Origin of the sequence: Micrococcus sp., from assembly GCF_034179925.1 — a bacterium.
In the GTDB taxonomy this organism is placed as follows: Bacteria; Actinomycetota; Actinomycetes; order Actinomycetales; family Micrococcaceae; genus Micrococcus.
The window spans coordinates 1-25,091 of the sequence record NZ_JAXFPG010000042.1 but is presented as its reverse complement, the minus strand read 5'-3'; the positions used below and the strand labels follow the sequence as shown (position 1 = coordinate 25,091).

The 25,091-nt window shown below is 73.1% G+C and carries 21 protein-coding genes; 13 read left to right on the top strand and 8 right to left on the bottom strand.

What is annotated here, in order from left to right; translation table 11 throughout:
- Positions 1-219 precede the first annotated feature (219 nt).
- Complete coding sequence (locus SPI96_RS08375; protein WP_321081913.1) at positions 220-3,180, bottom strand: S8 family serine peptidase; 2,961 nt, start codon at positions 3,178-3,180, stop codon at positions 220-222.
- Between the two features lie 364 nt (positions 3,181-3,544).
- Here SPI96_RS08375 and SPI96_RS08370 point away from each other — a divergent pair, with 364 nt between their 5' ends.
- The 5 genes from SPI96_RS08370 (at position 3,545) to SPI96_RS08350 (ending at position 7,296) form a co-directional block, all read left to right on the top strand.
- Positions 3,545-4,558 (top strand): 3-methyladenine DNA glycosylase, encoded by a 1,014-nt coding sequence (locus SPI96_RS08370; protein WP_321081912.1) that lies wholly within the window; start codon positions 3,545-3,547, stop codon positions 4,556-4,558.
- 95 nt (positions 4,559-4,653) lie between these two features.
- Complete coding sequence (locus SPI96_RS08365; RefSeq protein ID WP_321081911.1) at positions 4,654-5,199, top strand: hypothetical protein; 546 nt, start codon at positions 4,654-4,656, stop codon at positions 5,197-5,199.
- A gap of 3 nt (positions 5,200-5,202) precedes the next feature.
- On the top strand, positions 5,203-5,400 hold the full coding sequence (locus SPI96_RS08360; protein ID WP_321081910.1) for a helix-turn-helix transcriptional regulator: 198 nt from the start codon (positions 5,203-5,205) through the stop codon (positions 5,398-5,400).
- Between the two features lie 33 nt (positions 5,401-5,433).
- Positions 5,434-5,586 carry a hypothetical protein gene (locus SPI96_RS08355; protein WP_321081909.1) on the top strand — a complete coding sequence of 51 codons (153 nt, stop codon included), beginning with the start codon at positions 5,434-5,436 and terminating at the stop codon, positions 5,584-5,586.
- 33 nt (positions 5,587-5,619) lie between these two features.
- Complete coding sequence (locus tag SPI96_RS08350) at positions 5,620-7,296, top strand: alpha/beta fold hydrolase (protein WP_321081908.1); 1,677 nt, start codon at positions 5,620-5,622, stop codon at positions 7,294-7,296.
- Between the two features lie 63 nt (positions 7,297-7,359).
- Here SPI96_RS08350 and SPI96_RS08345 read toward each other — a convergent pair whose 3' ends face one another.
- From SPI96_RS08345 to SPI96_RS08335, 3 genes are all read right to left on the bottom strand, one after another.
- The gene (locus SPI96_RS08345) at positions 7,360-7,857 is read right to left on the bottom strand and encodes a YchJ family protein (RefSeq protein WP_321081907.1); all 498 of its coding nucleotides are present in this window, start codon (positions 7,855-7,857) and stop codon (positions 7,360-7,362) included.
- A 13-nt stretch (positions 7,858-7,870) separates the two neighbouring features.
- Positions 7,871-8,104, bottom strand: a complete 234-nt coding sequence (locus SPI96_RS08340) for a hypothetical protein (RefSeq protein WP_321081906.1) — start codon at positions 8,102-8,104, stop codon at positions 7,871-7,873.
- Between the two features lie 150 nt (positions 8,105-8,254).
- A complete protein-coding gene (locus SPI96_RS08335) occupies positions 8,255-9,316 on the bottom strand; it encodes a hypothetical protein (RefSeq protein WP_321081905.1) in 1,062 nt (353 codons plus the stop codon).
- A 461-nt stretch (positions 9,317-9,777) separates the two neighbouring features.
- On the opposite strand from SPI96_RS08335, the gene purS reads away from it, so the two are divergent.
- The 4 genes from purS to SPI96_RS08315 all read left to right on the top strand — a co-directional run bounded on the left by purS (position 9,778) and on the right by SPI96_RS08315 (position 14,227).
- A complete protein-coding gene (purS, locus tag SPI96_RS08330; RefSeq protein ID WP_321081904.1) occupies positions 9,778-10,047 on the top strand; it encodes a phosphoribosylformylglycinamidine synthase subunit PurS in 270 nt (89 codons plus the stop codon).
- Complete coding sequence (gene purQ / locus SPI96_RS08325) at positions 10,044-10,838, top strand: phosphoribosylformylglycinamidine synthase subunit PurQ (RefSeq protein ID WP_321081903.1); 795 nt, start codon at positions 10,044-10,046, stop codon at positions 10,836-10,838. The genes purS and purQ overlap by 4 nt, the downstream gene beginning before the upstream one ends.
- Complete coding sequence (gene purL, locus SPI96_RS08320; RefSeq protein ID WP_321081902.1) at positions 10,835-13,150, top strand: phosphoribosylformylglycinamidine synthase subunit PurL; 2,316 nt, start codon at positions 10,835-10,837, stop codon at positions 13,148-13,150. Before purQ ends, purL begins: the two co-directional genes overlap by 4 nt.
- A 249-nt stretch (positions 13,151-13,399) precedes the next feature.
- Positions 13,400-14,227 carry a hypothetical protein gene (locus tag SPI96_RS08315; RefSeq protein WP_321081901.1) on the top strand — a complete coding sequence of 276 codons (828 nt, stop codon included), beginning with the start codon at positions 13,400-13,402 and terminating at the stop codon, positions 14,225-14,227.
- A gap of 148 nt (positions 14,228-14,375) precedes the next feature.
- Here SPI96_RS08315 and SPI96_RS08310 read toward each other — a convergent pair whose 3' ends face one another.
- Complete coding sequence (locus SPI96_RS08310) at positions 14,376-15,128, bottom strand: hypothetical protein (protein ID WP_321081900.1); 753 nt, start codon at positions 15,126-15,128, stop codon at positions 14,376-14,378.
- Between the two features lie 204 nt (positions 15,129-15,332).
- Between SPI96_RS08310 and SPI96_RS08305 the strand changes: the two genes are divergently transcribed.
- The 4 genes from SPI96_RS08305 (at position 15,333) to hutG (ending at position 20,476) form a co-directional block, all read left to right on the top strand.
- On the top strand, positions 15,333-17,918 hold the full coding sequence (locus SPI96_RS08305; RefSeq protein ID WP_321081899.1) for an HAD-IC family P-type ATPase: 2,586 nt from the start codon (positions 15,333-15,335) through the stop codon (positions 17,916-17,918).
- 163 nt (positions 17,919-18,081) lie between these two features.
- Entirely contained in the window at positions 18,082-18,450 is a 369-nt protein-coding gene (locus tag SPI96_RS08300; protein WP_321081898.1) for a YtxH domain-containing protein, read from the top strand.
- A 162-nt stretch (positions 18,451-18,612) separates the two neighbouring features.
- A complete protein-coding gene (locus SPI96_RS08295; protein ID WP_321081897.1) occupies positions 18,613-19,164 on the top strand; it encodes a YceI family protein in 552 nt (183 codons plus the stop codon).
- Between the two features lie 193 nt (positions 19,165-19,357).
- Entirely contained in the window at positions 19,358-20,476 is a 1,119-nt protein-coding gene (hutG, locus tag SPI96_RS08290) for a formimidoylglutamase (RefSeq protein WP_321081896.1), read from the top strand.
- Between the two features lie 126 nt (positions 20,477-20,602).
- Here the strand turns inward: hutG and hutH are convergent, their stop codons facing one another.
- The 3 genes from hutH to SPI96_RS08275 form a co-directional block, all read right to left on the bottom strand.
- On the bottom strand, positions 20,603-22,195 hold the full coding sequence (hutH, locus tag SPI96_RS08285) for a histidine ammonia-lyase (protein WP_321081895.1): 1,593 nt from the start codon (positions 22,193-22,195) through the stop codon (positions 20,603-20,605).
- Positions 22,196-22,307: 112 nt separating this feature from the next.
- Entirely contained in the window at positions 22,308-23,513 is a 1,206-nt protein-coding gene (gene hutI / locus SPI96_RS08280; RefSeq protein ID WP_321081894.1) for an imidazolonepropionase, read from the bottom strand.
- Positions 23,514-23,564: 51 nt separating this feature from the next.
- Positions 23,565-24,944, bottom strand: coding sequence for a YjiH family protein (locus SPI96_RS08275; RefSeq protein ID WP_321081893.1), 1,380 nt, complete (start codon positions 24,942-24,944; stop codon positions 23,565-23,567).
- Between the last annotated feature and the right edge of the window lie 147 nt (positions 24,945-25,091).

Genomic DNA, 25,091 nt, shown 5'->3' with positions numbered 1-25,091 from the left:
GGGCGGTCCCCCCTCCATTCCGGTTGGGTATCACCAACCCCCCCCCCCCCCCCCCCCCCCCCCCGGCCCCCCCACCTCCCCGGTCCCGGGGCGGGGCCGGCGTCGTCGGGGGCCCGGGGCTCCCGTTTCATCAACGGGGCCCCCGGCGGAGCCCCCGTTTCATCAACGGGAGCCCCGTGGCGACCTCCCGTTTCGTCAACGGGAGCGCCGGGGGTCAGGTCACGGGACCTGGACCTCCACCTCCGTGGCGACGCCGTCGGCCCACTGGACCTGGCCGCGCCAGGCGCCGGAGGTCAGGCCCTCCCAGTTCACGGTGGCGCTGGTCTCCTGACCGTAGGTCATGGGCACCGGGTCCGGGGACACGGTCAGGTTGCCCACACCCGAGCGCAGCTGCAGAGTCTCCAGAGACGCCGTGTCCGCACCGGCCGGGTTCGCGTAGAGCTGGGCCAGCACGATGTACGTGCCCGGCTCCGGGTTCGCGATCGTCACGGACTCATCGGTGGCCTCGGTGGCCGAGACCAGCCGCTTGCCCGAGGGGGTCAGCACCAGCAGGTCCCAGTCCGCCTCGTCGCCGCCGGAGTCCACACCGAAGGTCACGGACTCCACACCCGCGCCCACGGTCACCAGGGAGGTCTGGCTCTTGCCGGGCTCGAGCGTCACGGCCCGCTTCTCCACCTTGTTCAGGCCGAGCACGGAGGGGCTCAGCTGACCGGTGAAGCCGGGCTGGATCGCCACCGGCGCCGAGCCGGAGGCCCCGGTGCCCTGGACGGCGTCCTGGGCCACGGCGGCCTTGGCGCGCAGAGTGAGCGGCGAGGTCACCGTGGGCACGGCCTTGCCCTTGGCGGTGCTCCAGGAGAACGAGCCGTGCCGCCACTCGTTGATGGGGGCGTCGGTGCGGGTGAGGGTCAGCGTGACCTCAGCGGACTGGCCCTTCTTCAGGTCCAGCATGGACGGGGAGGCGGTGACCTCGAAGCCCGGGATGTCCGCGGAGAACGTCCAGCGGCCGTTCTCGAGGGCGGTCACGGTGCGGGTCACGGTGGCGGTGCCCAACACGTCCGGGATGACGACGGAGGGCACGTTGACCTCACGGCCGGCGATGTCGCCGGTGAGCAGCGCGTTCCACTGATCCGTGCCGGACTCGTAGACCAGGCCCGGACGGGCGGCGGCCTTCGGGTCAGCGGAGCCGGCACCCTTGGCGAAGTTGTCTGTGTTCGGCGAGCCGTCCCCGTTGTACACGGTGCCGGCAGTGGTCATCAGCGCGGACTTGATGGTCATGGGCGACCAGTCGGTGTGCTTGCCGGCCAGCAGCGCGGCCATGCCCGCCAGGTTCGGCGAGGCCATCGAGGTGCCGGACATCAGGCCGAAGGTCTCGCCCTGGTAGTCCGGGTCCAGCGGGGAGACGCCGGCGATCACGTTGACGCCCGGGGCGGCCACGTCCGGCTTCAGGAACTCCTGGTTCACGGCGTTGGAGGGGCCGCGCGAGGAGAACCCGGCGAGCTGCGGCAGCGGCTCCTCGGGCAGGCCGGTGGTGTCGCCGGGGACGATTGTGGCGGTCAGGTCCGAGGACTTCACCTTCTGGATGATGGAGGCGTCGGACGTGTGGACCGTGGGCACGGAGTGGCTGTCGGCGTCGAGCGAACCCTCCGTGGTGTTCACCAGGATCATGCCGACACCGCCGGCCTCGGCGACGGTCGCGGACTTCTCCACGCGGGCGTTCTTGCCGCGCTCGCAGAGCACGATCCTGCCGGCCGCGGCGTCGCTGAGCGCACCGGGCAGGCAGAGGCGGGCGTCCTCCGTGGAGGCGCCGGCGGCGGCGACCTCGGTGGCGTGGACGACCTCGGCCGGGCCCGCGCCTGTGCGGGTGGAGGAGGCGCCACGCACCTTGGTGCCGTCGGAGAACTCCACGGTGCCGGTGAACGCGTTGGAGAACGTCTCCGCGGCCACGGTGGTGACCCACGGGGAGGAGTGGTTCACGGTGTTCGCGGCGGGGCCGGAGTTGCCGGCGGAGGCGGCCACGAAGATCCCGGCCTCGGCGGCGGCCCGGAACGCGAGCGCCACCGGGTCCACCACGGAGGTGTTGTTGCCGGAGATCGAGTAGTTGATCACGTCCACGTTGTTCACGATGGCCTGCTCGACGGCGGCCACGGACGAGGAGGTGTAGCAGCCGCCGGTGTCCGGGTCGGTGTCCTCCCAGCAGACCTTGTAGGAGATCAGGTTCGCGGCCGGGGCGACGCCGGCGCCCACGCCGAAGTCCTCGCCGCCGATGCTCTGGGTCACGCCGGTGTTCCCGACGATCGTGGTGGCCACATGGGTGCCGTGCGAGTCCACCCCGAGGGGGGAGATGCGCTCGTGCGGGGCGCGCTGGTCGATGGGCACGTAGCGCTCGAAGTCCTGGGAGAACGCGTAGGCGCCGATCAGCTTAGTGTCGCAGGAGGAGGCCGGGAAGTCCGGGCCGGTCTGGCACTCGGCGGTGGCGGTGGTGCCGTCGGCCTTGAGCACGGAGATGGTGCCGTCCGCGTTGCGGTACGGCACGCCCACCTTCGGCTTGCCCTTGAGGGGCTGGACCGGGGCCGCGTCGATGAACGGGTTGTCCGGGTTGATGCCGGAGTCGATGACGCCCACGACGACGCCCTTGCCCGCGTTCTTCTCCCCACCGTAGGTGGTCTTCCAGGTGCCCTTCTTGCCGGGGAGGCCGAGGAAGTCGGTGGAGGTGTAGTCCTTGGAGACCTGCTCGTCCGGGGCCACCGCGTACACGGAGGGGTCCTTGGCGATCCGTGCGGCTTCCTCGGCGGTGAGGTCCGCGACGAACGCGTTGATGGCCCGCTGGAAGGTGAGCTTCGGGGTGACGCCCTGGGCTCGGGCCAGGCGTTCCTGCTGGCGCTTGAGCTTGGCCTCGTAGTTCTTGACGCGCGGGTGGTCGGCGTCGAACTTCGCCTTCGGTGCGGCGCCTGGGACGGTGACGGCGGCCTCCTCCACAGCGGAGGGGGCCTCCTTGAGGATCACGAAGTAGCGGCCGTCCTCGTAGGTGGTGGTTTCGCCGTCGGCGGCGGTGATGGGGGGCTGGGGGGTGGGGTTCGCCCCGGCGGGTGCGGCGAGCGTGGTGCCTCCGACGAGGCCGAGGCCGAGGGCTGCGGCTGCCAGTCTCCGGCGGTAGGGGGCGGGTGTGGTGGAACGGGGCATGGGCCTCCGCCTTTCTCATCATGGTGCGAGCGGGTGGTGGTCCACGGGAGACCCCGGCGGGAGACTCCTGTGAGGCACGCCACGATCGGTGGGGTGAATCTAACCCATCCGCCCGGTGCGCGTCGCGTGTTTACCCAGGATTTACTCAGAAGCCTCACGTTGTGAGACGCCGCGGCGGCGAGGGGGGGTGGGCGGAGGGCTCGACGGCCCGGTGGAGCTCCCGTTTCTCGCACGGCTGCGCCCCGGTGAGCTCCCGTTTCTCGAACGGAAGCGTTCGGAGGACCTCCTGTTTCTCGAACGGAAGTGTCCGAGGGACCTCCCGTTTCGTCCGCGGGAGTGTGGGGGCGGGGAGAATGAGAGGGTCATGCGCCCTTCCCCCGCACACCCCGCCGGAGCCGTCGTCGTGCTCGCACCCGCGCAGTGGCGGGCCCGTGCCCGCGCCCACCGCGAGCGCATCGCCCGCCGCACCGACCCCTTGGTGGCCCTGCGTATGCGCGGGCAGAAGCACCCGGTGCAGGACTTCCTCTTCGGCTACTACACGCATTCCCCCGCCGCCCTGCAGCGCTGGCACCCCGGTGCGGGCGTCCTCCTGGCCGACGACGACGGCACCGCGGCCGCCGCGGAGGCGGCCGAGCTGGGCGTGGCACCCCGAGCGCAGTGGAAGCACTACCGCCGCGTCGAAGCGGAGGAGGCGGCCGGCGTCGTGGGCGATGAGGCCGCGGTGGGCGGCTGGATGGTGGACGTGCCCGCGATGCTGGCCGGCCGTGCGTCGTCGGTGGCGTTCACCCGGGAGCTGCTGTCCCGCACGGCGCAGCGGCCGGCGCGGCTGGGGTGCTTCGGGCTGCACGAGTGGGCCATGGCCTACCGGTCCGAGGTGCACGGGGTGCGGCACTCGCAGCTGCCGCTGCGGCTCGGCGCGGCGGGGACGGACGCCGTGGTGGAGGGCTCGCGGATCCGCTGCACGCACTTCGACGCGTTCCGGTTCTTCGCCCCCGAGGCGAGCGGGCTCAACGAGGGCGCCGACGGTGTGCTCCCCACGCGTGAGGGCATGAGGGAGATGGAGCAGCCCGGCTGCCTGCACGCCGGGATGGACCTGTACAAGTGGGCGTACAAGCTCGTGCCACTGGTGGACTCGGAGCTACTGGCCGACTGCTTCGACCTCGCGTGGGACATCCGGCGCCTCGACATGGAGGCCTCCCCGTACGACCTGACCGGCGTGGACGACCTGAGTGACGGCGTCGGGGGCTACGAGGCCGTGCGGATCGAGGAGCCGGCCGGCCGGGCCGAGTACGCCCGGCGGCAGCGAGACTTCGCCGAGCGGGGCCAGGCGCTGCGGGCCAGGCTGCTGGCGGTGCTGGAGGGAGCGGAGTCCGGGTGACATGGTCAAGCTGACTTGACGTATAGCGTGCTTGACTGTCAAGCTTGCTTCACAGCGCCGGGCACGGGACCCGGCACCGCACGAAGGAGCAGGCCATGACCTCCCCCCACCGCCCCGACGACGACGTCGCCCCCACCACGCAGACGCCCCGCACCACCACCAACCCTCACCGGGACGCCCGCTCCCGCTGGGGCCGGTCCGCCCGGCTCGGCGGCGGGACCGGTCGGCTGATCGCGGTCTCACTGCTGCTCGGCACCCTCCTCGCCGCGCTGGTCGGCGTCGTCACCTACGCCCTCGCCACCCTGCAGGGCCACGCAGATCCGGCCCATCCCCGACTCCTCGGCCTGCTGCTGGCCGCCAGCACGCTCCTGCCGGCCGCCGCCCTCGTCTGGGCGCTGCTCGTGGACCGGGGCACCGTGCGCGGGGCCGTGCGCGACCCGGAGGAGTCCGTCGAGAACCGCTGGTACGAGAAGGCCACCTCCGGCGCGTTCCACGACCTGCTCGTGCTCCTCGGCCTGGGCAGCGTCGCGGTGGCCGTCGCCGACTGGGAGATCCCGACGAGAGCGGTGGGCGTCACCCTCATCCTGTTCATGGCCGCCTCCGTGGCCGTCCGCTACCTGCTGCTGAAGCGCCGGGGCTGAGCCGTGGAGAACTCGATCCCCGACGAGCGCGCCCGCCTGGGCTGGTCGCAGCAGCGCCTGGCCGACGAACTCGGCGTGTCCCGCCAGACCGTCATCTCCCTGGAGAAGGGCCGCTACGACCCCTCCCTGCCCCTGGCCTTCCGCCTGGCCGCGGTGTTCGGCCGACGCATCGAAGAGCTGTTCACCCCTGAGGCAGACTGATCCCAGACCCTGCGCCATCCTGAGGAGCCCGCCGTGACCGACCTGCCGCCCGAGTTGCGCGACGCCGACCCCCGCCCTGACGACGACGCCCCGCGCCGCCCGAGCCCGCTCGTCACGGCCGTCGCGGTACTGTGCCTGGCCGGCCTCGTCCTGAGTCTGGCCGCCGGCTTCCTCGGCGGCATCTGACCCGCCCCCACGTCCAGAGAACGGAGATCCCTCGTGTCCGCACCCGCATCTCATGCTCCCCGATGTCTCACCCGGCCTCTCGGAGCCCTCGCCGCCGTCGCCCTCGCGGCCTCCGGTGCCGCGGCCGCCGAGGCCGCCCCCGGCCGCGGCGGGCCCCACGCCCCCGCCGTCGACGCCGGCACGCTCGCCCCGCAGCTGGCCCACCAGGACCTGGCCTGGGAGGACTGCGCCCTGGACCCGGAGACCGGACTCGGTGACGTGGCCGGCCTGGAGTGCGCCGACGTCGTCGTGCCCCTGGACTGGAACGCACCCCGCAACGGGCAGACCATCACCGTGCGGATCTCCCGCGTGCCCGCCACCGGCGGGGCCGAACGGCAGGGGATCCTCCTGCTCAACCCGGGCGGTCCCGGCGGGCCCGGCCTGGAGATGGCCCCGTCCCTGGCCGAGTCGGCCCCCGCGCTGGCCGCCTCCTACGACCTGATCGGCTTCGACCCGCGCGGCGTGGAGCGCTCCACCCCACTGCTGTGCGAGGTGCCCACCGAGGCCCTGCTCTCCGGTGACGCCGCCGGGCTGCCCCGGGTGCTCGCCGAGGCCTGCCGCGCCAACCCGCTGGCCCGGTACATCACCACCGAGCAGACCGTGCACGACATGGACCTGATCCGCGAGGTGCTCGGCGAGGAGAGGACCAACTACCTGGGCTACTCCTACGGCACGTGGCTCGGCTCCTGGTACCAGCGCGAGTTCCCGCAGAACTCCGGCCGGTTCGTGCTGGACTCCTCCACGGATCTGACCCGCAAGAGCCTCGAGGAGACCTGGGACGTGCAGCCGTACGCGTTCGAGCGGCAGTTCCGGGACGTGCTCCTGCCGTACCTGTCCCGGCACGGCGCCGAGCACGGGGTGAGCGGGGACGCCGCCGACCTCTACCGGCAGTTCGAGGCCGCCGGCGGCACCCGCACGGAGACCGGCCAGGTGGTCGGCGCGATCGTGGCGCAGCTGATGTACCGCGCGGAGAACTACCCGATCGCCGCGGAGATCGTCGCCGTGTACCTGCGCGGCGAGCTGGACGGGCTCGACGCCGCCGGGCCGGGTGCCGGGCCGGAGACCGGCCCGGGCGTGCTGCGGCGGGCGGCCGCCGTCGCCGGGGTGGACCCGCGGCTGGCCGGCCTGGACCCGCGCCTGTCCCCGGCGGTCGAGGCGCTGCCGGACGAGGAGCTGCCGGAGCGCATCCCCCTCCCCGGGGCCATGCAGGCCGTGCAGTGCCAGGACGGGCGCTGGCAGCAGTCCCTGCCGTACTGGCAGGCCCAGCGGGACAAGCTCGCCCGCACCGCGCCCTTCGCCGGCGGCGTGTTCTCCGCGCTGCCCGTGTGCGCGCACTGGCCCGCGGTGACCGAGATGCCCAAGCCCGGCAACAAGAAGACCCACCCGGAGTCCGTGATCCTGCAGTCCGAGATGGACCCGGCCACCGCCTACGAGGCAGGGGCCCGTTCGGCCAAGCTCATCCCGAACACCACCCTCGTGAGCGTGGACGACGAGGTCTCCCACGGCGTCTACCCCTACGGCACCGCCTGCGTGGACACCGTGGTGGAGCGCTACCTGCTCACCGGGGTGCGCCCGCGGGGCAACGTGGTCTGCCAGGGTAAGCCCCTGCCCGGGGACACCGCCCCGCAGGAGTACGACGGCGGCGTCCGCGCCGAGACCGCGCGTCGCTGACGGCCCGGGGCCCGGGGATCGGGGCCCACCGGGGCCTCGGACCCGGATGCGACGTGCGCGGGCTCAGCCGCCCGTGACGTCCCCGTCCACGTAGAGCCAGGCCCCGCCCTCACGGCGGAAGCGGCTGTGCTCGGCGAGACGGAGCCGACCGGCGTCCTCCCCACCCGGGCCCGTCCGGCGGCCGAGCGCCACGAACGTGACCGTGGCCGTGGAGTCGAAGGGGCCGCCGGTGGTGTCGGTGACGGCCAGCCGGGTGAAGCGCGGGGCGGGGTCGGCGGCGGAGGGGGTCAGCTCCTGCGCCGACGGTCGCGTCTCCGGCGCCCAGGTGGCGCGCAGGTAGGCGACGGCGGCACGCACCGTGCGGGCGCCGTCGTCGTGGGCGGGATCCGCCTCGCCCAGCCGTGCGAAGGCCGCGAACCGGGAGCGCATGAGCGCCTCCGCGGTGGGGGCGGCCAGGGTGCCGTCGGCGGCGAACGCGGCGTGCAGGCGGGTGCAGCACTGGTCGGCAGGCAGGCCGAGACCGCAGGGGCAGGCGCGGTTCTGGGTGGGGGTGCCGGTCATGACGGGTTTCCGTTCAGGCCCGGGAGCCGGGGGTGGTGGGGAGAGCGGGGGTGGCGGGAGCGGGGGCGCCGCGGGAGGCGAGAGCCCGGCGGCGCTCGGTGCGCCGACGCATCCGCTGCACCGCGGAGAGCACGACCCCGCCCACCGCCAGGACCATGGCCGGACCCAGCGGGCTGACCGGGTGCACGCGTCCGGAGTCCGGGGCGACGGGCCGGGCAGGGCGGCCGGGGATGCGCGAGAGGATCATGGGGCCAGGGTAGGGCAGTGGCGCCCCTGTCCTCATCGACCGTTCTCCTCCACATCGCACGTTTTACGGACGAGATGCCGGAGAACGGTCGACGCCGGTCCCGACGCTTCGATCCCGACGCCGCCCCGCCCCGTCCCGGGCTGCCCCGCTTCAGCGCCGGGGCACACCGTGACGGACCAGTTCCGCCTCCAGCTGCGCCGGCCTCCGGAGGTCGTCCCACGTCCACCGGGCCACCCCGTTCAGTCGGCGCAGGAGCCGCGCCTCCCGGTTCCTCTCCTCCCGGATCGCTCGCCGCCGCTCCGCCTCGCTCGCGTGGAGTGTGAGGTCGTACTTCGTGAGGCCGTCGAACTCTCCGGCCACGCCGGCCTCCGGCCAGAAGAAGTCGACCCGGCCCAGGAAGCGACCGTCCGCGGAGAACACCTCGTGCTGCAGCAGGGGCGGTGCGAAGCCCAGCTCCTCCATGATCACGCGGCTCACCGACTCGCCCGGGGACTCCGCTCGACCGTCCAGGAAGGCGCAGGCCCGAGCGAACCTCCTCCGGCCGGCGTCGTGGGTCGGCACCTCGGCGTTCGTGCGCGCCCAGGCGGCCACGTCCGCGGGGCGGGTGTGGGCCAGCCGGTCCAGCGGCACCACGCTCTCCCGCAGGGGAAGCGTCGAGGCCAGGTGCAGATGCACCGTCTCCAGCGCATCCGCCCAGGCGGTGCCGACCACCGTGCCGTCGGACAGGGCCACGTCCACTGGGACCGGTCCGGCGTCGTCGTTGTCCCAGCGCGGCAGGACGCACCGGCGCGACGGCGGCGACGGAACCTGCGCGGCGAGCGCGGTGGGTGCCAGCGGGAGGCGGACGGCGGGGCGCCGAGCACGGTGACCGGGGCCGAACGCCCTCTCCTCCACCGCCGGCGGTACGTCGAGCAGCGGCAGACCGTGCAGATGCGCCGCCGTGCGACCGGTCAGCACGAGGCTCGGCCGCACCGCTGCGGCCGCCGCCACGGTCAGCGTGAACCGGTCCCACGCGGGCAGGGCGCACCAGGCCTGGACCGGGCAGTACATCCCCCGGGCCAGGCGGATCAGCTCGCCCCGATGCCAACCGCGGTGGAGCTGCTCGGCGCCCCGGCGGTCCTCGGCCGGGCGGGAACGGAGGAGGAGGCCTCCCTCGGTGAACGTCGGGGGCGAGGGCGGAGCGGTGGGGGCGGGCGACAGTGTCTCGGTCATGACTCCACCGTGGCCGGGCCGTGGCTGGGAGACGGGCACCCCGGTCCCATCTGGGGATAGATCACGACGTCCGGGGCCCTGTGCAGGAGCGCCCGCACCTCCGCCTCTGCACGACGACGCCACCCGGCCCCGCCTGCGACAGCCGAGAGCATCGACCTGACTGCCCCTCCCCGTCGACCGTTCTCCTGCATCTCGACCGTAGAACGTGCGAGATGTAGGAGAACGGTCGATCCGGCCGGCACAGACCCCCGGCCCGTCTCCTCTCCGCACTCCCGCCGCACTGCCCTCGCCCCTCCCCCACGGCCACCGCGCAGCCCCGGTAGACTGATGCGGCAAGCTCGCGGAGCGCCCGGCTCGGGCGTGAGACGGCACCGGCACGCCCGCCCGCCACACCTGGTGGGCCCGGCCCGGACCGCCGCCCTCGGCTCCGCGGCGTCCGTCCCGCACCCAGGAGCGTGTCCATGCCCATCATCGTCGTGAACGTCATGCCCAAGCCCGAGATCCTCGACCCCCAGGGCAAGGCGATCAATGGGGCACTGCCTCGCCTCGGCTTCACCGAGTTCAGCCAGGTCCGTCAGGGCAAGCGCTTCGAGCTCACCGTGGAGGGCGAGGTCACCGACGAGATCCTGTCCCAGGCCCGCAAGGCCGCCGAGGAGATGCTCTCCAACCCCGTCATCGAGGACGTCGTGGAGGTCACCGTCCTGGACGAGTCCGCCGAGGCCGCCCGATGACCGAGATCCCCCTGATCGGCGACTACTCGACGCCCGCCACCCCGCTGAACGGTGCCCGGATCGGCGTCGTGACCTTCCCGGGCACCCTCGACGACGTCGACGCCCTCCGCGCGGTGCGCCTCACCGGCGCGGAGCCTGTGTCCCTGTGGCACGCCGACGCCGACGCCGCCGCCACCCTCGCCGGCCTGGACGCCGTGGTGATCCCCGGCGGGTTCTCCTACGGCGACTACCTGCGCGCTGGTGCGATCTCTCGCTTCGCCCCCATGATGACGGCGATCGCCGAGGCTGCCGGTGGCCCCGAGGGGTCCGCCTCCGGACTGCCGGTGCTGGGCATCTGCAACGGCTTCCAGATCCTCACGGAGTCCCACCTGCTGCCGGGGTCGATGATCAAGAACGACCACCTGCACTTCATCTGCCGCGACCAGCAGCTGCGCGTGGAGTCCACGGACACCGCCTGGACCGCGGACTTCGAGCAGGGCCAGACCATCACCGTGCCCCTGAAGAACCAGGACGGCCAGTACGTGGCGGACGAGGCCACCCTGGACCGTCTCGAGGGTGAGGGCCGTGTGGTGTTCCGCTACGTGGGCTGGAACCCGAACGGCTCCCGCCGGGACATCGCGGGCATCGCGAATCCGGCCGGCAACGTGGTGGGTCTGATGCCGCACCCCGAGCACGCCGTGGAGGCCGGCTTCGGCCCGGACACCGACGCCGGCATGCGCGCCGGCACGGACGGGCTCGGCTTCTTCACGTCCGTCCTGACCACCCTCGCCGCCCGTGGAGGTGCCGCATGAGCCAGCAGAGCAAGAAGTTCAGCATCGAGACGGTCGAGCAGGCCGCCGCGAACCCGGACCTCGAGCAGCCCTGGGCGGAGCTCGGCCTGAAGGAGGACGAGTACGCGCGGATCCGTGAGATCCTCGGCCGCCGTCCCACTGCCGCGGAGCTGGCCATGTACTCCGTGATGTGGTCCGAGCACTGCTCGTACAAGTCCTCCAAGGTGCATCTGCGCCAGTTCGGGGACAAGCTCACGGACGAGATGAAGCAGCACATGATGGTCGGCATCGGTGAGAACGCCGGCGTCACCGACCTCGGCGACGGCTGGGCTGTGACCTTCAAGGTGGAGTCCCACAACCACCCCTCGTTCGTGGAGCCCTACCAGGGTGCGGCCACGGGCATCGGCGGCATCGTGCGGGACATCATCTCGATGGGCGCCCGTCCGGTGGCGGTGATGGATCCGCTGCGCTTCGGGGCGATCGACCACCCGGACACCGCGCGCGTGGTGCATGGCGTGGTCGCGGGCATCGGCGGCTACGGCAACTCGCTGGGCCTGCCGAACATCGGCGGCGAGGTGGCCTTCGACGCCTCCTACCAGGGCAACCCGCTGGTGAACGCCCTGGCCGTGGGCGTGCTCAAGCACGAGGACCTGCGCCTGGCCAACGCGTCCGGCGTCGGGAACAAGGTGGTGCTGTTCGGTGCCCGCACCGGCGGCGACGGCATTGGCGGCGCCTCGGTGCTGGCCTCGGAGTCCTTCGACGACGGCGGCAAGCCGGCCAAGCGCCCGTCGGTGCAGGTGGGCGACCCGTTCGCGGAGAAGGTGCTCATCGAGTGCTGCCTCGAGCTGTTCCGGGATTCCCTCGTGGAGGGCATCCAGGACCTCGGCGCTGCGGGCATCTCCTGCGCCACCTCGGAGCTGGCCTCCAATGGCGAGGGCGGCATGCGCGTGGAGCTGACGGACGTGCTGCTGCGCGATCACACCCTCACCCCGGGCGAGATCCTCATGTCCGAGTCCCAGGAGCGGATGATGGCGGTGGTGACCCCGGAGAACGTGGAGGCGTTCGAGGCCGTCATGGCCAAGTGGGACGTGGAGTACTCATGGCTGGGCGAGGTCACCGGCGACGGCCGCCTCGTGATCACCTGGGATGGGCAGACCATCGTGGACGTGGACCCGCGCACGGTGGCCCACGACGGCCCCGTGTATGAGCGCCCGTACCGCCGTCCGTCCTTCCAGGACGCGCTGCAGGCGGACACCTTCCGTTCCTCCGCGGCCGGGCAGGACCTGCCGTCCACGGGCGAGGAGCTCAAGGCCGCCCTGGTGGAGCTGATGGCCTCCCCGAACATGGCGGACGTCTCCTGGATCACCCGCCAGTACGACCGCTACGTGCGCGGCAACACCGCCCTGGCCTCCCCGGACGACGCCGGTGTGATCCGTGTGGACGAGGAGTCCGGCATGGGTGTGGCCGTGGCCACGGACTGCAACGACCGGTTCGCCTACCTGGACCCGTACACGGGTGCGCAGCTCTCCCTCGCGGAGGCGTACCGCAACGTGGCCACCACGGGTGCGGTGCCGCTGGCTGTCACGGACTGCCTGAACTTCGGCTCCCCGGAGGACCCGGAGGTCATGTGGCAGTTCGCCGAGGCCGTGCGCGGCCTGGCGGATGCCTGCCAGGAGCTGGGCGTGCCGGTCACGGGCGGGAACGTCTCGCTGTACAACCAGACCGGCGGCGTCGCGATCCACCCGACTCCCACGGTGGGTGTGCTGGGCCGGTTCGACGACGTCCTGCGCCGCACGCCCTCGGGCTTCGGCAAGGACGCGGACGGCCAGGCGGTGTACCTGCTGGGCGTCACGGCGGACGAGCTGGACGGCTCGGAGTTCGCGAACCTGCGCGGCCACCTCGGCGGGGTGCCTCCGCGGGTGGACCTGAAGCAGGAGCGCCTGCTGGGCGAGCTGCTCGTGAACATGTCCCGTGACGGCATGGTGGACGCCGCCCACGATGTCTCGAAGGGCGGCCTGGCGGCCACGCTCGCGGACATGGTGCTGCGCTTCGGTGTGGGTGCGCGGATCGTGCTGGACGAGGTGACCGCCCGCGACGGCGTGGACACCTTCACGGCGCTGTTCTCGGAGACGCAGGGCCGGGCCGTGGTGTCCGTGCCCCGCACCGAGGAGGTCCGCTTCACGGACATGACCACCGCCCGCGGCTACACGGTGGCCCGCATCGGCGTGGTGGACGCGCAGTCCGAGGCGCTGGAGCTGCAGGGCGAGTTCACCCTGCCCATCGCCGAGCTGCGTGAGGCCTGGGAGGCCACCCTGCCGAGGCACTTCGGCTGATCCCGGCGGCGCTGCGGCGTCGCCCCTGGTCAGGGCCCCTTCCCCACCGGCGTCGCCGGCAGGGGAGGGGCCCTTCCGCATGGGGTCCGCACAGGTGATAACGTGTCTCACATCACGGCGACGGCGGCCCCTCAGCCCTTCACGGACCCCCCGGGGCGCCCCCTACGGTGGAATGACAAGGCACGACTGTCTCAGCCACCACCCCGGCGGACGGCGTGCGCCATCCGACACCACGGAAAGAGGCATTCCATGTCCGAGCAGAGCAACCGCCCCGTCGGGGACGCCGGTCAGCCCCGCCGCACCGAGACCGTCGAGGCGACCACCGACGCCCGTCACGCCACCGGCGCGCACACCACCACCCTCGCCGAGAACGGCTCCTCCGCCCCCCGCCGCGAGACCGTCCGGGGCGACGACTCGGCCCGCGACTCCTGGCTGGGCACCGACCGCAGCCGCCGCACCTCGAACGTGTCCTGGGGCGCGATCTTCGCCGGCGTCATGACCTTCCTGGCCGTGCTCGTGCTGCTGGGCGTGCTGGCCACTGCCATGGGCCTGAGCGCCGCCGACGGCACCGCGATGGGCATCTGGTCCCTGATCACCCTGCTGCTCGGCCTGGCCGCCGCCGGCTTCGTCGCCGGCGCGCTCGCCGTCCGCGGCGGTCTGCTGCACGGTCTGGTGACCTGGGCGACCTCCCTCGTGGGCCTGCTGCTGGTCGCCGGCCTCGTGAGCTCCTCGATCCTCGGCACCGTCGGTGGCGTGATCGGCGGCGTGGCGAACACCGCCGCGCAGGCCACCACCATCACCGCCCAGGACGCCCAGAACGCTGGCAACCAGGTGGACCCGAACGCCGTGAACGACGCCGCCGCCCAGGCGCAGAACCAGGTGCAGAACGCCGCCCAGGATGCGGCCAACGCCTTCGAGCAGAACCGCGACGACATCGCCAGCGGCGCCTGGTGGACCTTCGGCGGCATCCTGCTCGGCGGCCTCGTGTCCTCGCTGGCCGGTGTGGCTGGCGCCCGCGCCGTGCACCGCAAGGAGACCGAGCTGCGCACCGGCACCGGTCGCCGCGTCGAGGCCTGAGCCTGACCCCACCGGCTCGGCCGGGTGAGGTTCTCTGACCTTCCCGGCCGGCAGGGCTCGGCTGAGACCGAGCGTTGAACCACGACGGCCCGGGGCCGACACCGCATGGTGTCAGCCCCGGGCCGTCGTCGTGTGTCCGAGACGGGTCTCAGCCGTTGGTGCCGGCCATCATCTCCCGCTCCAGCTCAGCGACCGTCACGACCTCGGAGTCGGCGGGCTTCTCGACCTGCGGGGCGCTGTTCCAGTCGTCCAGGTGGAGGCTCCCAGAGTCCTCACCGGGGCCGTGGCCCTCGATCAGGCGCAGGTTCTTGTCCTTGTCCACGGTGACCGTCCAGTCGCTGTCGTCGGAGTAGCGGTACATCTCCTCACCGTCGACGTCCACGACCTCGGCCTTCGTGGCGCGCGCCTCCTCGTCGGTCATGGAGGTAAAGCCGTTGTCGAACTCGTCGAAGACGACCTTCGGGCTGATCTCGTCCATGGGGAAGTTGCCCTGGGTGTCCGCGAGCCAGCGGCCCTTCAGGGCCTGCTCCATCTCCTGCAGGGTGGAGTCCGAGCCGGCGGAGTCGACCTTGACGTAGGCGGTGCCCTCGACCACGCGGAATTCCATGACGCCGCCGCTCGTCTCGTCCTGGACGCGGGCCGTGCGGTCGCCGTCCTCGACGGCGCCGGAGAGGTGCACGCGCTGCTTCTGGCCGGGCTTGTCCTCGCGCTCGAAGTCCAGCGTCACGGAGCTGGCGTCGTTCATGTTCTGCTGCACCTCCTCCCGGATGTCCTCGAACGCGGGGGCCTGGGTGGCGCAGGCGCTGAGCGCCAGGGCACCGGCGCCGAGCAGGGCGGCCAGGGTGGCCCGACGCGCGGCGGGGCGGGTCGTCACGGCAGGGGACAGGGGGTTCTTGCGCACGGAGGGGGCTCCTCGGATCGACGGTGACGGCGTCCCGCCCTCTCGGCGGGACGGCCACGGCCGCACTCCCACCCGGGCGGGCACGCACACGATGCCCACAATAATAGAACCCTCACCCTTCTCCCTGGAAACACCCAGCGTCATACCGATGAGATCATCCTGAAGGAGGATTCCCGTCACCCCGGCACGCCCTACGCTTGGCCTGTGCCCACCGCTGATCCGAACCCCGCGTCCCCCGCCGCCCTCCTGACCCCGGAGGCCGACCTGCGGGGACTGAGTGACACCCAGGTGACCGAGCGGGTGGCCGCGGGCCGCACCAACGCCCAGCCCAAGGATACCTCCCGCTCCCTCGGGGCGATCCTGCGTGCCCATGTGCTCACCCTGTTCAACCTGACCATCGCCCTGTGCGCGGTGGTCATCGTCGTGCTGGGACGCTGGTTCGACCTGCTGTTCAGCCTGGCGGCGATCGCAAACGTGGTGATCGGCGTGGTCCAGGAGTTCTCGGCCAAACGCAAGCTCGAGCGGATCGCGCTGCTGCACCAGGACGGTGTTGTGGTGGTGCGCGAGGGCGAGCGCCGCACGGTGCGCCTGGAGGAGGTGGTGCTGGACGACGTCGTGGCCCTGCGCCGCGGCGACCAGGTGCCGGTGGACGCGGTGGTGCTCACCGCGGAGGGCCTGGACCTGGACGAGTCCCTGCTGACCGGCGAGTCCGACCCGGTGGGCAAGACCCCCGGGGACACACTGCTGTCCGGGTCCGCCGTGGTGGCCGGAACCGGGCTCGTGCGTGCCACCGCTGTGGGCGCCGACAGCCACGCCGCGCGCCTGGCCTCGGAGGCCCGCCGCTTCACAAGGATCCACTCCGAGCTGCGGGCAGCCCTGGAGACGGTGGCCCGGTGGCTGACGGTCGCGCTCGTGCCGATCGTCGCGGTGATCCTGCACGGCCAGATGACCGCGGCCGGCGGCTGGGACCTCGCGCTCTCCTCCCCGCGCGAGACAGCCCTGGAGCCGGCGCTCGTGGCCACGGTGGCCGCGGTGACAGCCATGATCCCGCAGGGCCTGGCGCTGATGACCACGATCTCCTTCGCCGTGGCCGCCCTCAAGCTGGCCCAGCGCGAGGTGCTGATCCAGGAGCAGCCCGCCGTGGAGATCCTCGCCCGGGTGGACACGGTCTGCCTGGACAAGACCGGCACCCTCACCGAGGGCGGCATCGGGTTCCACGGGGCCCGCGACGTCACCGGCGGAGGGCCCGAGGGCACCGGTCCGGACCTCGGCCTCCCCGAACCCTCCGCCGAGCAGGAGACGCACGACGCCGGCCCCCACACCGGCGCGTCCGGCGCGCAGTCCCTGCCCGCCGCCGCCCAGGCGGCGCTGGCCACCATGGGCGCGGACCCGGACGCCAACACCACCGCCGCGGCCCTGCGGGAGCCGTTCCCCGCCGCACCGGCCACGGCCCCGGCCGGGGTACTGGCCTTCTCCAGCGCCCGCCGCTGGTCCGGGGTGGTGTTCGGCCCGGAGGCCGACGCCGAGACCCCGGGCCTGGCCGGCACCTGGCTGCTCGGTGCCCCCGAGGCCCTGCTGGACCCGGAGCGGATGGGCGAGGACGCCGCCCGACGCCTCGGTGAGGCCTGCGCGGCCACCGCCGACCGCGGCCTGCGCACCATGCTGCTGTGCCACAGCGCCGAGACCCCCACCGGGGCGGACGGGGCCGGCCTGGCCCCGCCCGCGCGGCGTGACCCGGTGGCGGTGCTGACCTTCGCCGAGAACGTGCGCCCGGACGCCGCGCAGACCCTCGCGTACTTCCGTGAGCAGGGCGTGGACATCAAGGTGATCTCCGGGGACAGCCCCCGCACCGTGGCCGCGGTGGCCCGCCAGGTGGGCGTCGAGGTGACCGGCGACGCCGTCGACGGCCGGGACCTGCCCACGGACCCGGAGGAGCTCGCCGACGTGCTGGCCGGGGCCAGCGTGTTCGGGCGGGTCGCCCCCGAGCAGAAGCAGGCGATGGTCACGGCGCTGCGCTCACGCGGACACGTGGTGGCCATGACCGGCGACGGCGTCAACGACGCCCTGGCGCTGAAGACCGCCGACCTCGGGATCGCCATGGGCAACGCCGCCCCGGCCACGAAGGCCGTCTCCCGCATGGTGCTGCTGGACGGGCGCTTCGAGCGCCTGCCGCATGTGCTGCGGGAGGGGCGGCAGGTGATCGCCAACATGGAGCGCCTGGCCCACATCTACCTGGCCAAGACGAGCTACGCCCTGATGTTCGGCGTGGTGTTCTCCCTGCTGGCCTGGCCGTTCCCGCTGCTGCCCCGCCAGGCCTCCACCGTGGACTTCATCATGATCGGCCTGCCCACGTTCTTCCTGGCGCTCATGCCGAACCCGCGCCGCTACGTGCCCGGGTTCCTGCGGCGGGCCCTGCTGTTCGCGGTGCCGTGCGGGGTGACGATCGTGGCAGCCATGGCGGCGGTGACCCTGTTCGCCCGCCACGGTGCGGCCACCGCCCCGGACGCCGCGCAGGTGCAGACAGCCTCCATGATCACCCTGACCCTGCTGGGCCTGTGGGTGCTGTGCACGGCCTCCCGTCCGCTCACCTGGCCCCGCACCGGCCTGCTGGCCGGCATGTACGTGCTGCTGGCGGCCGTGGTGCTCGTGCCGATCTCCCGCTGGTACCACCAGATGGAGCTGCCGCCGGCGGACCTGCTGACGGCGAGCCTGGCCGCCGCGGCCGTGGGGTGCGCGGTGATCGAGGTGATCCACCGGGTGCACCACGCGCGCGTGGCCGTGCGCGACTGATGCCGTGAGCGTGCACCGCTGAGCGGTGAGCACCTCGGCGCGGCGGGGTCTCCGCTGAGGCCCGGCGCGGCGGATCCATTGACGCGGTGCCCGCGGGCGGACCACAGTGGTGCCCAACGACGGCGCGCGCGTGCGCCGCGGACCACTGACGAAGGAGCACACCATGCGTTGGATCACCCTCGGCGTCGGCGCTGCGCTCGGCTACCTGCTGGGCAGCGCGGAGGGCCGCCAGAACCTCGAGAAGATGACCCAGAACGCCCAGAAGTTCTGGAACGACCCGCAGACCCAGAAGAAGGTGAGCCAGGTGCAGGAGCAGGCCAAGTCCACCCTCGCGGACGTCAAGGACTCCGAGCAGGTCAAGAAGGCCGGCGAGGCCGCCGCCGCGGCCAAGGAGAAGGTGCAGGAGAAGGTCGAGCAGGTCACCTCCGCCGGTGAGGACAACGCCGAGACCGACCACTCCCAGGGCGCCGACCCGGACGTCGTCTCCGACCCCTCCACCCCCATGGCGGACGAGGGCCCGGCCAACAGCTGACCCTCGGCCCGAACCCGACGCCGGCCGGTCACCTCCACGCGGAGGCGACCGGCCGGCGTCGTTGGGGGCCGCCGCAAGCCTCTCCTGCAGGGCAGGCCGATCCCGCAGGGAAGGCCCCTCCCGTAGGATCGAGCCGTCACCCACCCAAGCACGGAGGCCATCTTGACGTCACTGGCAGAACTGGCCGGCACCTGGCAGATCGACGCCGACCACTCCCGCGTCGGCTTCGCGGCCCGCCACGCCATGGTGACCACCGTGCGGGGCGCGTTCACCGACGTCGCCGGGGCCCTCGTGCTCGATCCTCGCGGGCTGGAGCACTCCCGGGTGGAGGTGGTGGTGCAGGCCGAGAGCCTCGACACCCGCCACGAGGACCGCGACGACCACCTGCGTTCGCGGGACTTCTTCGACGTGGAGGCGCACCCCACCATCGAGTTCCGCTCCCGGTCGATCGCCGAGCGCGGGCCGTGGCGGTTCATGGTGGTGGGGGACCTGAGCATGCACGGGGTGACCCGTGAGGTGATCCTGCCGCTGGAGCTGGTGGGTGTGGAGGTGGATCCGTTCGGCCTCACCCGCGCCGGGCTGGAGGGTTCCCGCCGGATCGACCGGCGCCGGTGGGGGCTGGAGTGGAACGTGCCGCTGGACTCGGGCGGACTGCTCATCTCCGAGCGGGTCACCCTGGAGTTCGAGCTCTCCCTGATCCGCACCGCCGGCTGAGCCATTTCCCTCCTGTGCTCCGGGGTTTCCTGCGCTCCGGGGTTTCCCGCGCTCCGGGGGCGAAAGGGGCCGGCATCCCGCATGAATTCCGGCCACTTTCGCCCCCGGAGCGCTGAGGGAGGGGAGGGAGCGGTGGGGAGGGAGGGGAACGGCGGGGGTGGCGGCCCGGACGCGCATGCGATGGGATGAGCCCATGAGCTCCCCGACGCCCCAGCACACCCCCGCCCCCCTCTCCTCTGCCTGGGCCGGTCGCGTGGACGGCGACGGCCCCGAGCACCGCCGCTGGCACCAGGCCGTCCGGCCCGCCACCACCGCCGACGACGCCGGCCCCGCCTCGCCCGCGCCGGGCAGCACCCCCGCCACGGACAGCGCCCCCGCCACGAGCGGCACCCCCGCGCCGGGCAGCACCATCACATCAGAGTCCTCCGCCCCCCACCCCGGCACCGTCCGCTCTACCGCGTTCGTCGGCTTCGCCTCCGACGAGGGCGTACGCCGCAACAGCGGTCGCATCGGCGCCGTGGAGGGCCCGGACGCCCTGCGGTCCGCGCTGGCCCCCCTGGCCCACGTGCCGGGGACGGGCGTGCTCGTGGATGCCGGCGACGTCGTGGTGACCCGCGGCGACGACGACGCCCCCGGGGATCTCGAGGAGGGCCAGGCCGCGCTGGCCGGGCGCATCGCCGGGCTGCTGGACGAGCACACGCTCACCGTGGTGCTCGGTGGCGGCCACGAGACCGCCTACGCCTCCTACTGCGGCCTGGCCGGTTCCGGCCGGGTGGGCGAGGGCACACGGGTGGGCATCCTCAACCTGGACGCCCACTTCGATCTGCGTGAGGCGCCCCGGCCCAGCTCCGGCACCCCGTTCCTGCAGGCCCTGCGCGAGGCCGCCGCCTCCGAGCACTCCCTGGCCTACGCGGTGGTGGGCGTCAGCGAGGCCACCAACACGCAGGTGCTGTTCGAGACCGCCCGCGAGCACGGGGTCACGTGGATCTCCGACGAGCACGCCCAGACCGCGGACCTCTCCCAGGTGCTGCGGTTCGTGCGGGAGTTCACGGACCATGTGGACGTGCTCTACCTGACGATCGACCTGGACGTGCTGCCGGCCGCCGTCGCCCCGGGGGTGAGTGCCCCGGCCGGGTTCGGGGTGCCCTACGAGGTGGTCCACGCGTGCGTGCTGGAGGCGACCCGCTCCGGCAAGCTCGCCCTGGCGGACGTGGTGGAGCTGAACCCTTCCCTGGACGTGGACGGACGCACCGCCAAGGCGGCCGCCCGCCTGATCCACACGATCGTCGGCCGGCACCGCCCGAGGCGCTGAGGGCATCACACTGGCCGTCGGGGAGCGTTCCCTCCGTTGGCCCCGCGGCGGCCGCCCCACGAGCCAGAGGAAAGGGCGCTTTCCCCCACGGAAAAGCAGCCGTTTCCTCTGGATCGACGCCAGGGATCAGGCAAGCGGCCGCTCGGCGCCAGCCTCCTGGCCCGCCGCACCCAGTGCCTGCTCGACGGCGGCCAGCACGGAGCCGTCCCGCAGAGCCTGCTCGGCGGCGGCCAGCTGCGGGGCCATGAACTGGTCCGGGCCGGGGCCAGGCACCCCGGCCTCGCGGAGCACGCGCACGGCGGCGCCGGTGGCGGCGGCCGGCTGGAGCGGGGCACGCAGCTCGATGGCCCGGGCGGCGGCCACCAGCTCCACGGCCAGCACCCGGCGGAAGTTCTCCACGGCGGTGCGCAGCTTGCGGGCGGCGTGCCAGCCCATGGACACGTGGTCCTCCTGCATGGCGGAGGAGGGGATGGAGTCCACGGAGGCGGGCACGGCCAGGCGCTTCATGTCCGAGACGAGCCCGGCCTGCGTGTACTGGGCGATCATCATGCCGGAGTCCACGCCCGGATCGTCCACGAGGAACGCCGGCAGCCCATGGGAGCGGGCCGGGTCCAGCATGCGGTCCGTGCGGCGCTCGGCCATGGAGGCCGCGTCCGCCACGGGGATCGCCAGGAAGTCCAGCACGTAGGCCACGGGGGCGCCATGGAAGTTGCCGTTGGAGCAGACGCGGCCGTCCGGCAGCACCACGGGGTTGTCGATGGTGGCGGCCAGCTCGCGCTCGGCCACCCCGCGCACGTAGGCGAGGGTGTCCCGGAGGCCGCCGGCCACCTGCGGGGCGCAGCGCAGCGAGTAGGCGTCCTGCACACGGGAGTCGCCCTCGCGGTGGCTGGCGACGATCGGCGAGTCGGCCAGGATCCGCAGCATGCGGTCCGCGGCGACGGCCTGGCCCGGGTGGGGGCGCAGCGGGGCGTGCAGTTCGGGCACGAACACGCGGTCGGTGCCCAGCAGCGCTTCCACGGACATCGCGGCGGTCAGGTCCAGGGCGTCGGCGAGGGTATCGAGGTCGTGCAGGGCCAGGATGAGCATGCCGAGCATGCCCTCGGTGCCGTTGACGAGGGCCAGGCCCTCCTTCTCCCGCAGCTGGACCGGCTCGATCCCGGCGGCGCGCATCAGCTCGCCGGAGTCCTTCACCTCACCGTCGGGGCCCGACGCCGGCCCCTCGCCCATCAGGGCGAGCGCCACATGCGACAGGGGTGCCAGGTCTCCGGAGCAGCCGAGGGAGCCGTACTCGTGGACCACGGGGGTGATGTCCGCGTTGAGCAGGTCCACCATGGTCTGCACCACCTGGGGGCGCACCCCGGTGCGGCCGGAGGCCAGGGTGGTGGCGCGCAGGAACATCAGTGCCCGCACCACCTCCTTCTCCACGGCCGGGCCCATGCCGGCGGCGTGGGAGCGGATCAGGGACTTCTGCAGCTGTGCCCGGGATTCCTGGGGGATGTGCTTGTTCGCCAGCGCGCCGAATCCGGTGGAGATGCCGTAGGCGGGCACCTCTCCGGCGGCGAGTTCCTCGACGTGCTGGCGCACGGCGGCGACGGCGTCGAGGGCTTCGGCGGTGAGCTCGACGCGCACCCCGTGGCGGGCGACGTCGACGACGTCGGCCAGCGTGGCCCCGGACGGGCCGAGGGTGACGACGTCCTGGGTGGGCTTCGTGGGGGTCATGGGGTCTCCTTCGTCGGGGGTGCCGGAGCAGTCAGGGGGGCCGGGTGGTCGGGGCCGCCGGGGCCGCGTGGGGGCTACACGGGGGCGGCGGCGAGACCGCGCGGGAGCCGCGTCAGCGAACGCGGCGGCCTGCCCGCCACACCGCGTGGGTGAGGGGCATGCCGGGGCGGTAGGCCAGGTGGATCGCGGCGGGGGCGGCGAGCATGTGCAGGTCGGCGCGCTTGCCGACCTCCACGGAGCCGACCTCGTCCTGCCGGCGCAGGGCGATCGCCGAGCCCATCGTCGCGGCGCGCACCGCCTCGGCCAGGGTCAGGTGCATCTGGAGCACAGCGGTGCCCACATTGAAGCTCTGGGAGGTGGTGTAGCTGGTACCGGGGTTGCAGTTGGATGCCAGGGCGATCTCGATGCCGGCGTCCAGCAGGCGCCGGGCCGGGGCGAGCGGGGCCCGGGTGGAGAGGTCGCAGGCGGGCAGGCATCCGGCGACGACGCCCGGCGTCCCGGTCGCGCCCGCCCGGTCCCAGTGGGCCCAGGTGCCGGCGAGGGCCTCGACGTCCTCGTCCGTGAGGTGGTTGACGTGGTCCACGCTCGCGGCGCCCAGTTCCACGGCCAGGCCTACACCGGGGCCGGGCTCGATCTGGTTGCCGTGCAGGCGCAGGCCGAGCCCGGCGTCACGTCCGGCGGTGAGGACCCGCCGGGACTGCTCCCCGGTGAACGCGCCGCGGTCGCAGAACACGTCCACCCAGTCCACATGCTCGGCGACGGCCTCGAGCATGGGCCCGACGACGTCGTCCAGGTAGTCCTCCGCGTCCCGGCCGGCAGGTACCAGGTGCGCGCCGAGGAAGGTGACGGCGTCGATGTGGCCCTCGGCCTTCAGGCGGGCGAGCAGGCGGGCGTGCCGGGCCTCCTCCTCCACGGAGAGGCCGTAGCCGGTCTTCGTCTCGAGGGTGGTGGTGCCGCCGGCCACGGCGTCGGCCACACGTCCAAGCACGAGGTCGCGCAGGCGTTCGTCGGAGGCGGCGCGGGTGGCCTCCGTGGTGAGCCCGATGCCGCCGGCCGCGTAGGACTCCCCCGCCATGCGGGCCTCGAACTCGGCGGAGCGGTCGCCGTCGAACACCAGGTGGGTGTGGGGGTCCACCCAGCCGGGCAGCACGGCCCGGCCCTCGGCGTCGGTGGCAGTGTCCGCGGCGGGGGCGTCCGCGGCGGCACCGATCCACGCGATCCGCCCGTCCTCGACGACGACGGCCGCGTCCGTCAGCACGCGCGCCTCGGCGTCCACGCAGGTGAGTTCACCGATGTGGGTGATCAGTTCGGAGCTCATGGGGTCCTCTCGGATGGGGTCTCGGGGCCGGAGCGGGGTGCGTGGGGGCGGTCAGCCGACGACGGCCGCCACCAGGTGCGCCAGCGGGGTGGCGAACAGCACGGTGAGGATGACCCGCTCCACCCAGACCACCACGAGGTGCCAGAGCTTCACGGGGATGTCCGTGGCCAGGATGGCCGGCACCACGGCGGAGAAGAAGATGATCGCGGAGACGCACACCACGCCGATCACGAACCGGGCCACGAAGTCCGGGTGGTCGGCCAGCATGGTCGCCGGGATGAACATCTCGGCCACGGAGGTCGCCGCCGCGGAGGAGAGCAGGGTCGGGTCGGGCAGGCCCAGCGCCCAGAAGACGGGGCGGAAGATCACCCCGACCCACTCGAACACCGGGGTGTAGGTGGCCAGCACCAGCGCGATCAGGCCGACCGACATGATGGACGGCAGGATCTGCAGCACCATCACCAGCCCGTCCCGGAAGTTCACCCAGACGTTCCGCGGCAGGGAGGGTGCCTCGGCGAGGGTCTGCTCCGCGGCCCGGCGGGCCACCCGGAACCGGTCCCGGGTGACGGTCTGCTCGGGGTGGTGCTCCGCCCCGGGGTACACCTCGTCCGGGATGCGGCTGAGCGGGGGGATGCGCACGGTGATCGCGGTGACGAGGAACGTGACCGCGAGGGTGCCGAAGAAGTACCAGAGCCACACGTCCATCAGGCCGAGGGTCTTGGCGACGATCACCATGAACGTCGCGGACACCGTGGAGAACCCGACGGCGATGATCGCCGCCTCCCGGGCCGTGTACCGGCCTGAGCGGTACATGCGGTTGGTGAGCAGCAGGCCCAGGGCGTAGCTGCCCACGAAGGAGGCGACGGCGTCGACGGCGGCCCGCCCGGGCACCCGCCAGATCGGCCGCATCGCCGGGCGCAGGTACACGCCCACGAACTCCATGAGGCCGTAGCCGATGACCAGCGCGAGGAACACCCCGCCGATCGGCACGATCAGGCCCACCGGGATCACGAGCTTGTCCATGAGGAACGGGCCGATCTCCGGGGCGAGCAGCCAGTGCGGGCCGACGCCGAGCACCACCATGACGGCGGCGGCCAACCCGAGCAGAGCCAGCAGGGAGAACACCGTGCGGGTGGTGTCCCGGCGCCAGCGCCCGGTGACGAACGGGTAGACGGCGCCAGCGGCGATGATCGCCAGCCCCACCCAGCGGTCGGCGGGGCCGAGCAGGCCCCGCACCCAGGTGACCAGATGGTCCAGGGGGATCGAGCTGGTGCCGTTCACGGTGATCGGCACGAAGAACATGACGATGCCGATCGCCGAGTAGACCACCATCCGCCAGCGGGCCGGCGGGCGGCCCTCACCGGAGCGGATCGCGGCCATCGCGGTGGTGTCGGTGTGCAGATCGCGCTCTGCGGGTCGGGGCGTTCCCATGCGTGTGTCCTTTCGACTCAGGGCCGGGGCGCCTGGCCTCCGGCCCTGTGGGGGCCCGGGGGGGGGGCCCGGCGGCCCCCCCGCGGCCCCCCCCCCGGCGGGGGGGGGGGGGGCGCCAGGGGGGCGACCCGGGGCGCCCCCCCCCCC

Bases quoted from the DNA above. Each gene is read 5' to 3' on its own strand.
- SPI96_RS08375 (WP_321081913.1), bottom strand. From the start codon at position 3,180: ATGCCCCGTTCCACCACACCCGCCCCCTACCGCCGGAGACTGGCAGCC.
- SPI96_RS08370 (WP_321081912.1), top strand. From the start codon at position 3,545: ATGCGCCCTTCCCCCGCACACCCCGCCGGAGCCGTCGTCGTGCTCGCA.
- SPI96_RS08365 (WP_321081911.1), top strand. From the start codon at position 4,654: ATGACCTCCCCCCACCGCCCCGACGACGACGTCGCCCCCACCACGCAG.
- SPI96_RS08345 (WP_321081907.1), bottom strand. From the start codon at position 7,857: ATGACCGGCACCCCCACCCAGAACCGCGCCTGCCCCTGCGGTCTCGGC.
- SPI96_RS08340 (WP_321081906.1), bottom strand. From the start codon at position 8,104: ATGATCCTCTCGCGCATCCCCGGCCGCCCTGCCCGGCCCGTCGCCCCG.
- SPI96_RS08335 (WP_321081905.1), bottom strand. From the start codon at position 9,316: ATGACCGAGACACTGTCGCCCGCCCCCACCGCTCCGCCCTCGCCCCCG.
- purS (WP_321081904.1), top strand. From the start codon at position 9,778: ATGCCCATCATCGTCGTGAACGTCATGCCCAAGCCCGAGATCCTCGAC.
- purQ (WP_321081903.1), top strand. From the start codon at position 10,044: ATGACCGAGATCCCCCTGATCGGCGACTACTCGACGCCCGCCACCCCG.
- purL (WP_321081902.1), top strand. From the start codon at position 10,835: ATGAGCCAGCAGAGCAAGAAGTTCAGCATCGAGACGGTCGAGCAGGCC.
- SPI96_RS08315 (WP_321081901.1), top strand. From the start codon at position 13,400: ATGTCCGAGCAGAGCAACCGCCCCGTCGGGGACGCCGGTCAGCCCCGC.
- SPI96_RS08300 (WP_321081898.1), top strand. From the start codon at position 18,082: ATGCGTTGGATCACCCTCGGCGTCGGCGCTGCGCTCGGCTACCTGCTG.
- hutG (WP_321081896.1), top strand. From the start codon at position 19,358: ATGAGCTCCCCGACGCCCCAGCACACCCCCGCCCCCCTCTCCTCTGCC.
- hutH (WP_321081895.1), bottom strand. From the start codon at position 22,195: ATGACCCCCACGAAGCCCACCCAGGACGTCGTCACCCTCGGCCCGTCC.
- hutI (WP_321081894.1), bottom strand. From the start codon at position 23,513: ATGAGCTCCGAACTGATCACCCACATCGGTGAACTCACCTGCGTGGAC.
- SPI96_RS08275 (WP_321081893.1), bottom strand. From the start codon at position 24,944: ATGGGAACGCCCCGACCCGCAGAGCGCGATCTGCACACCGACACCACC.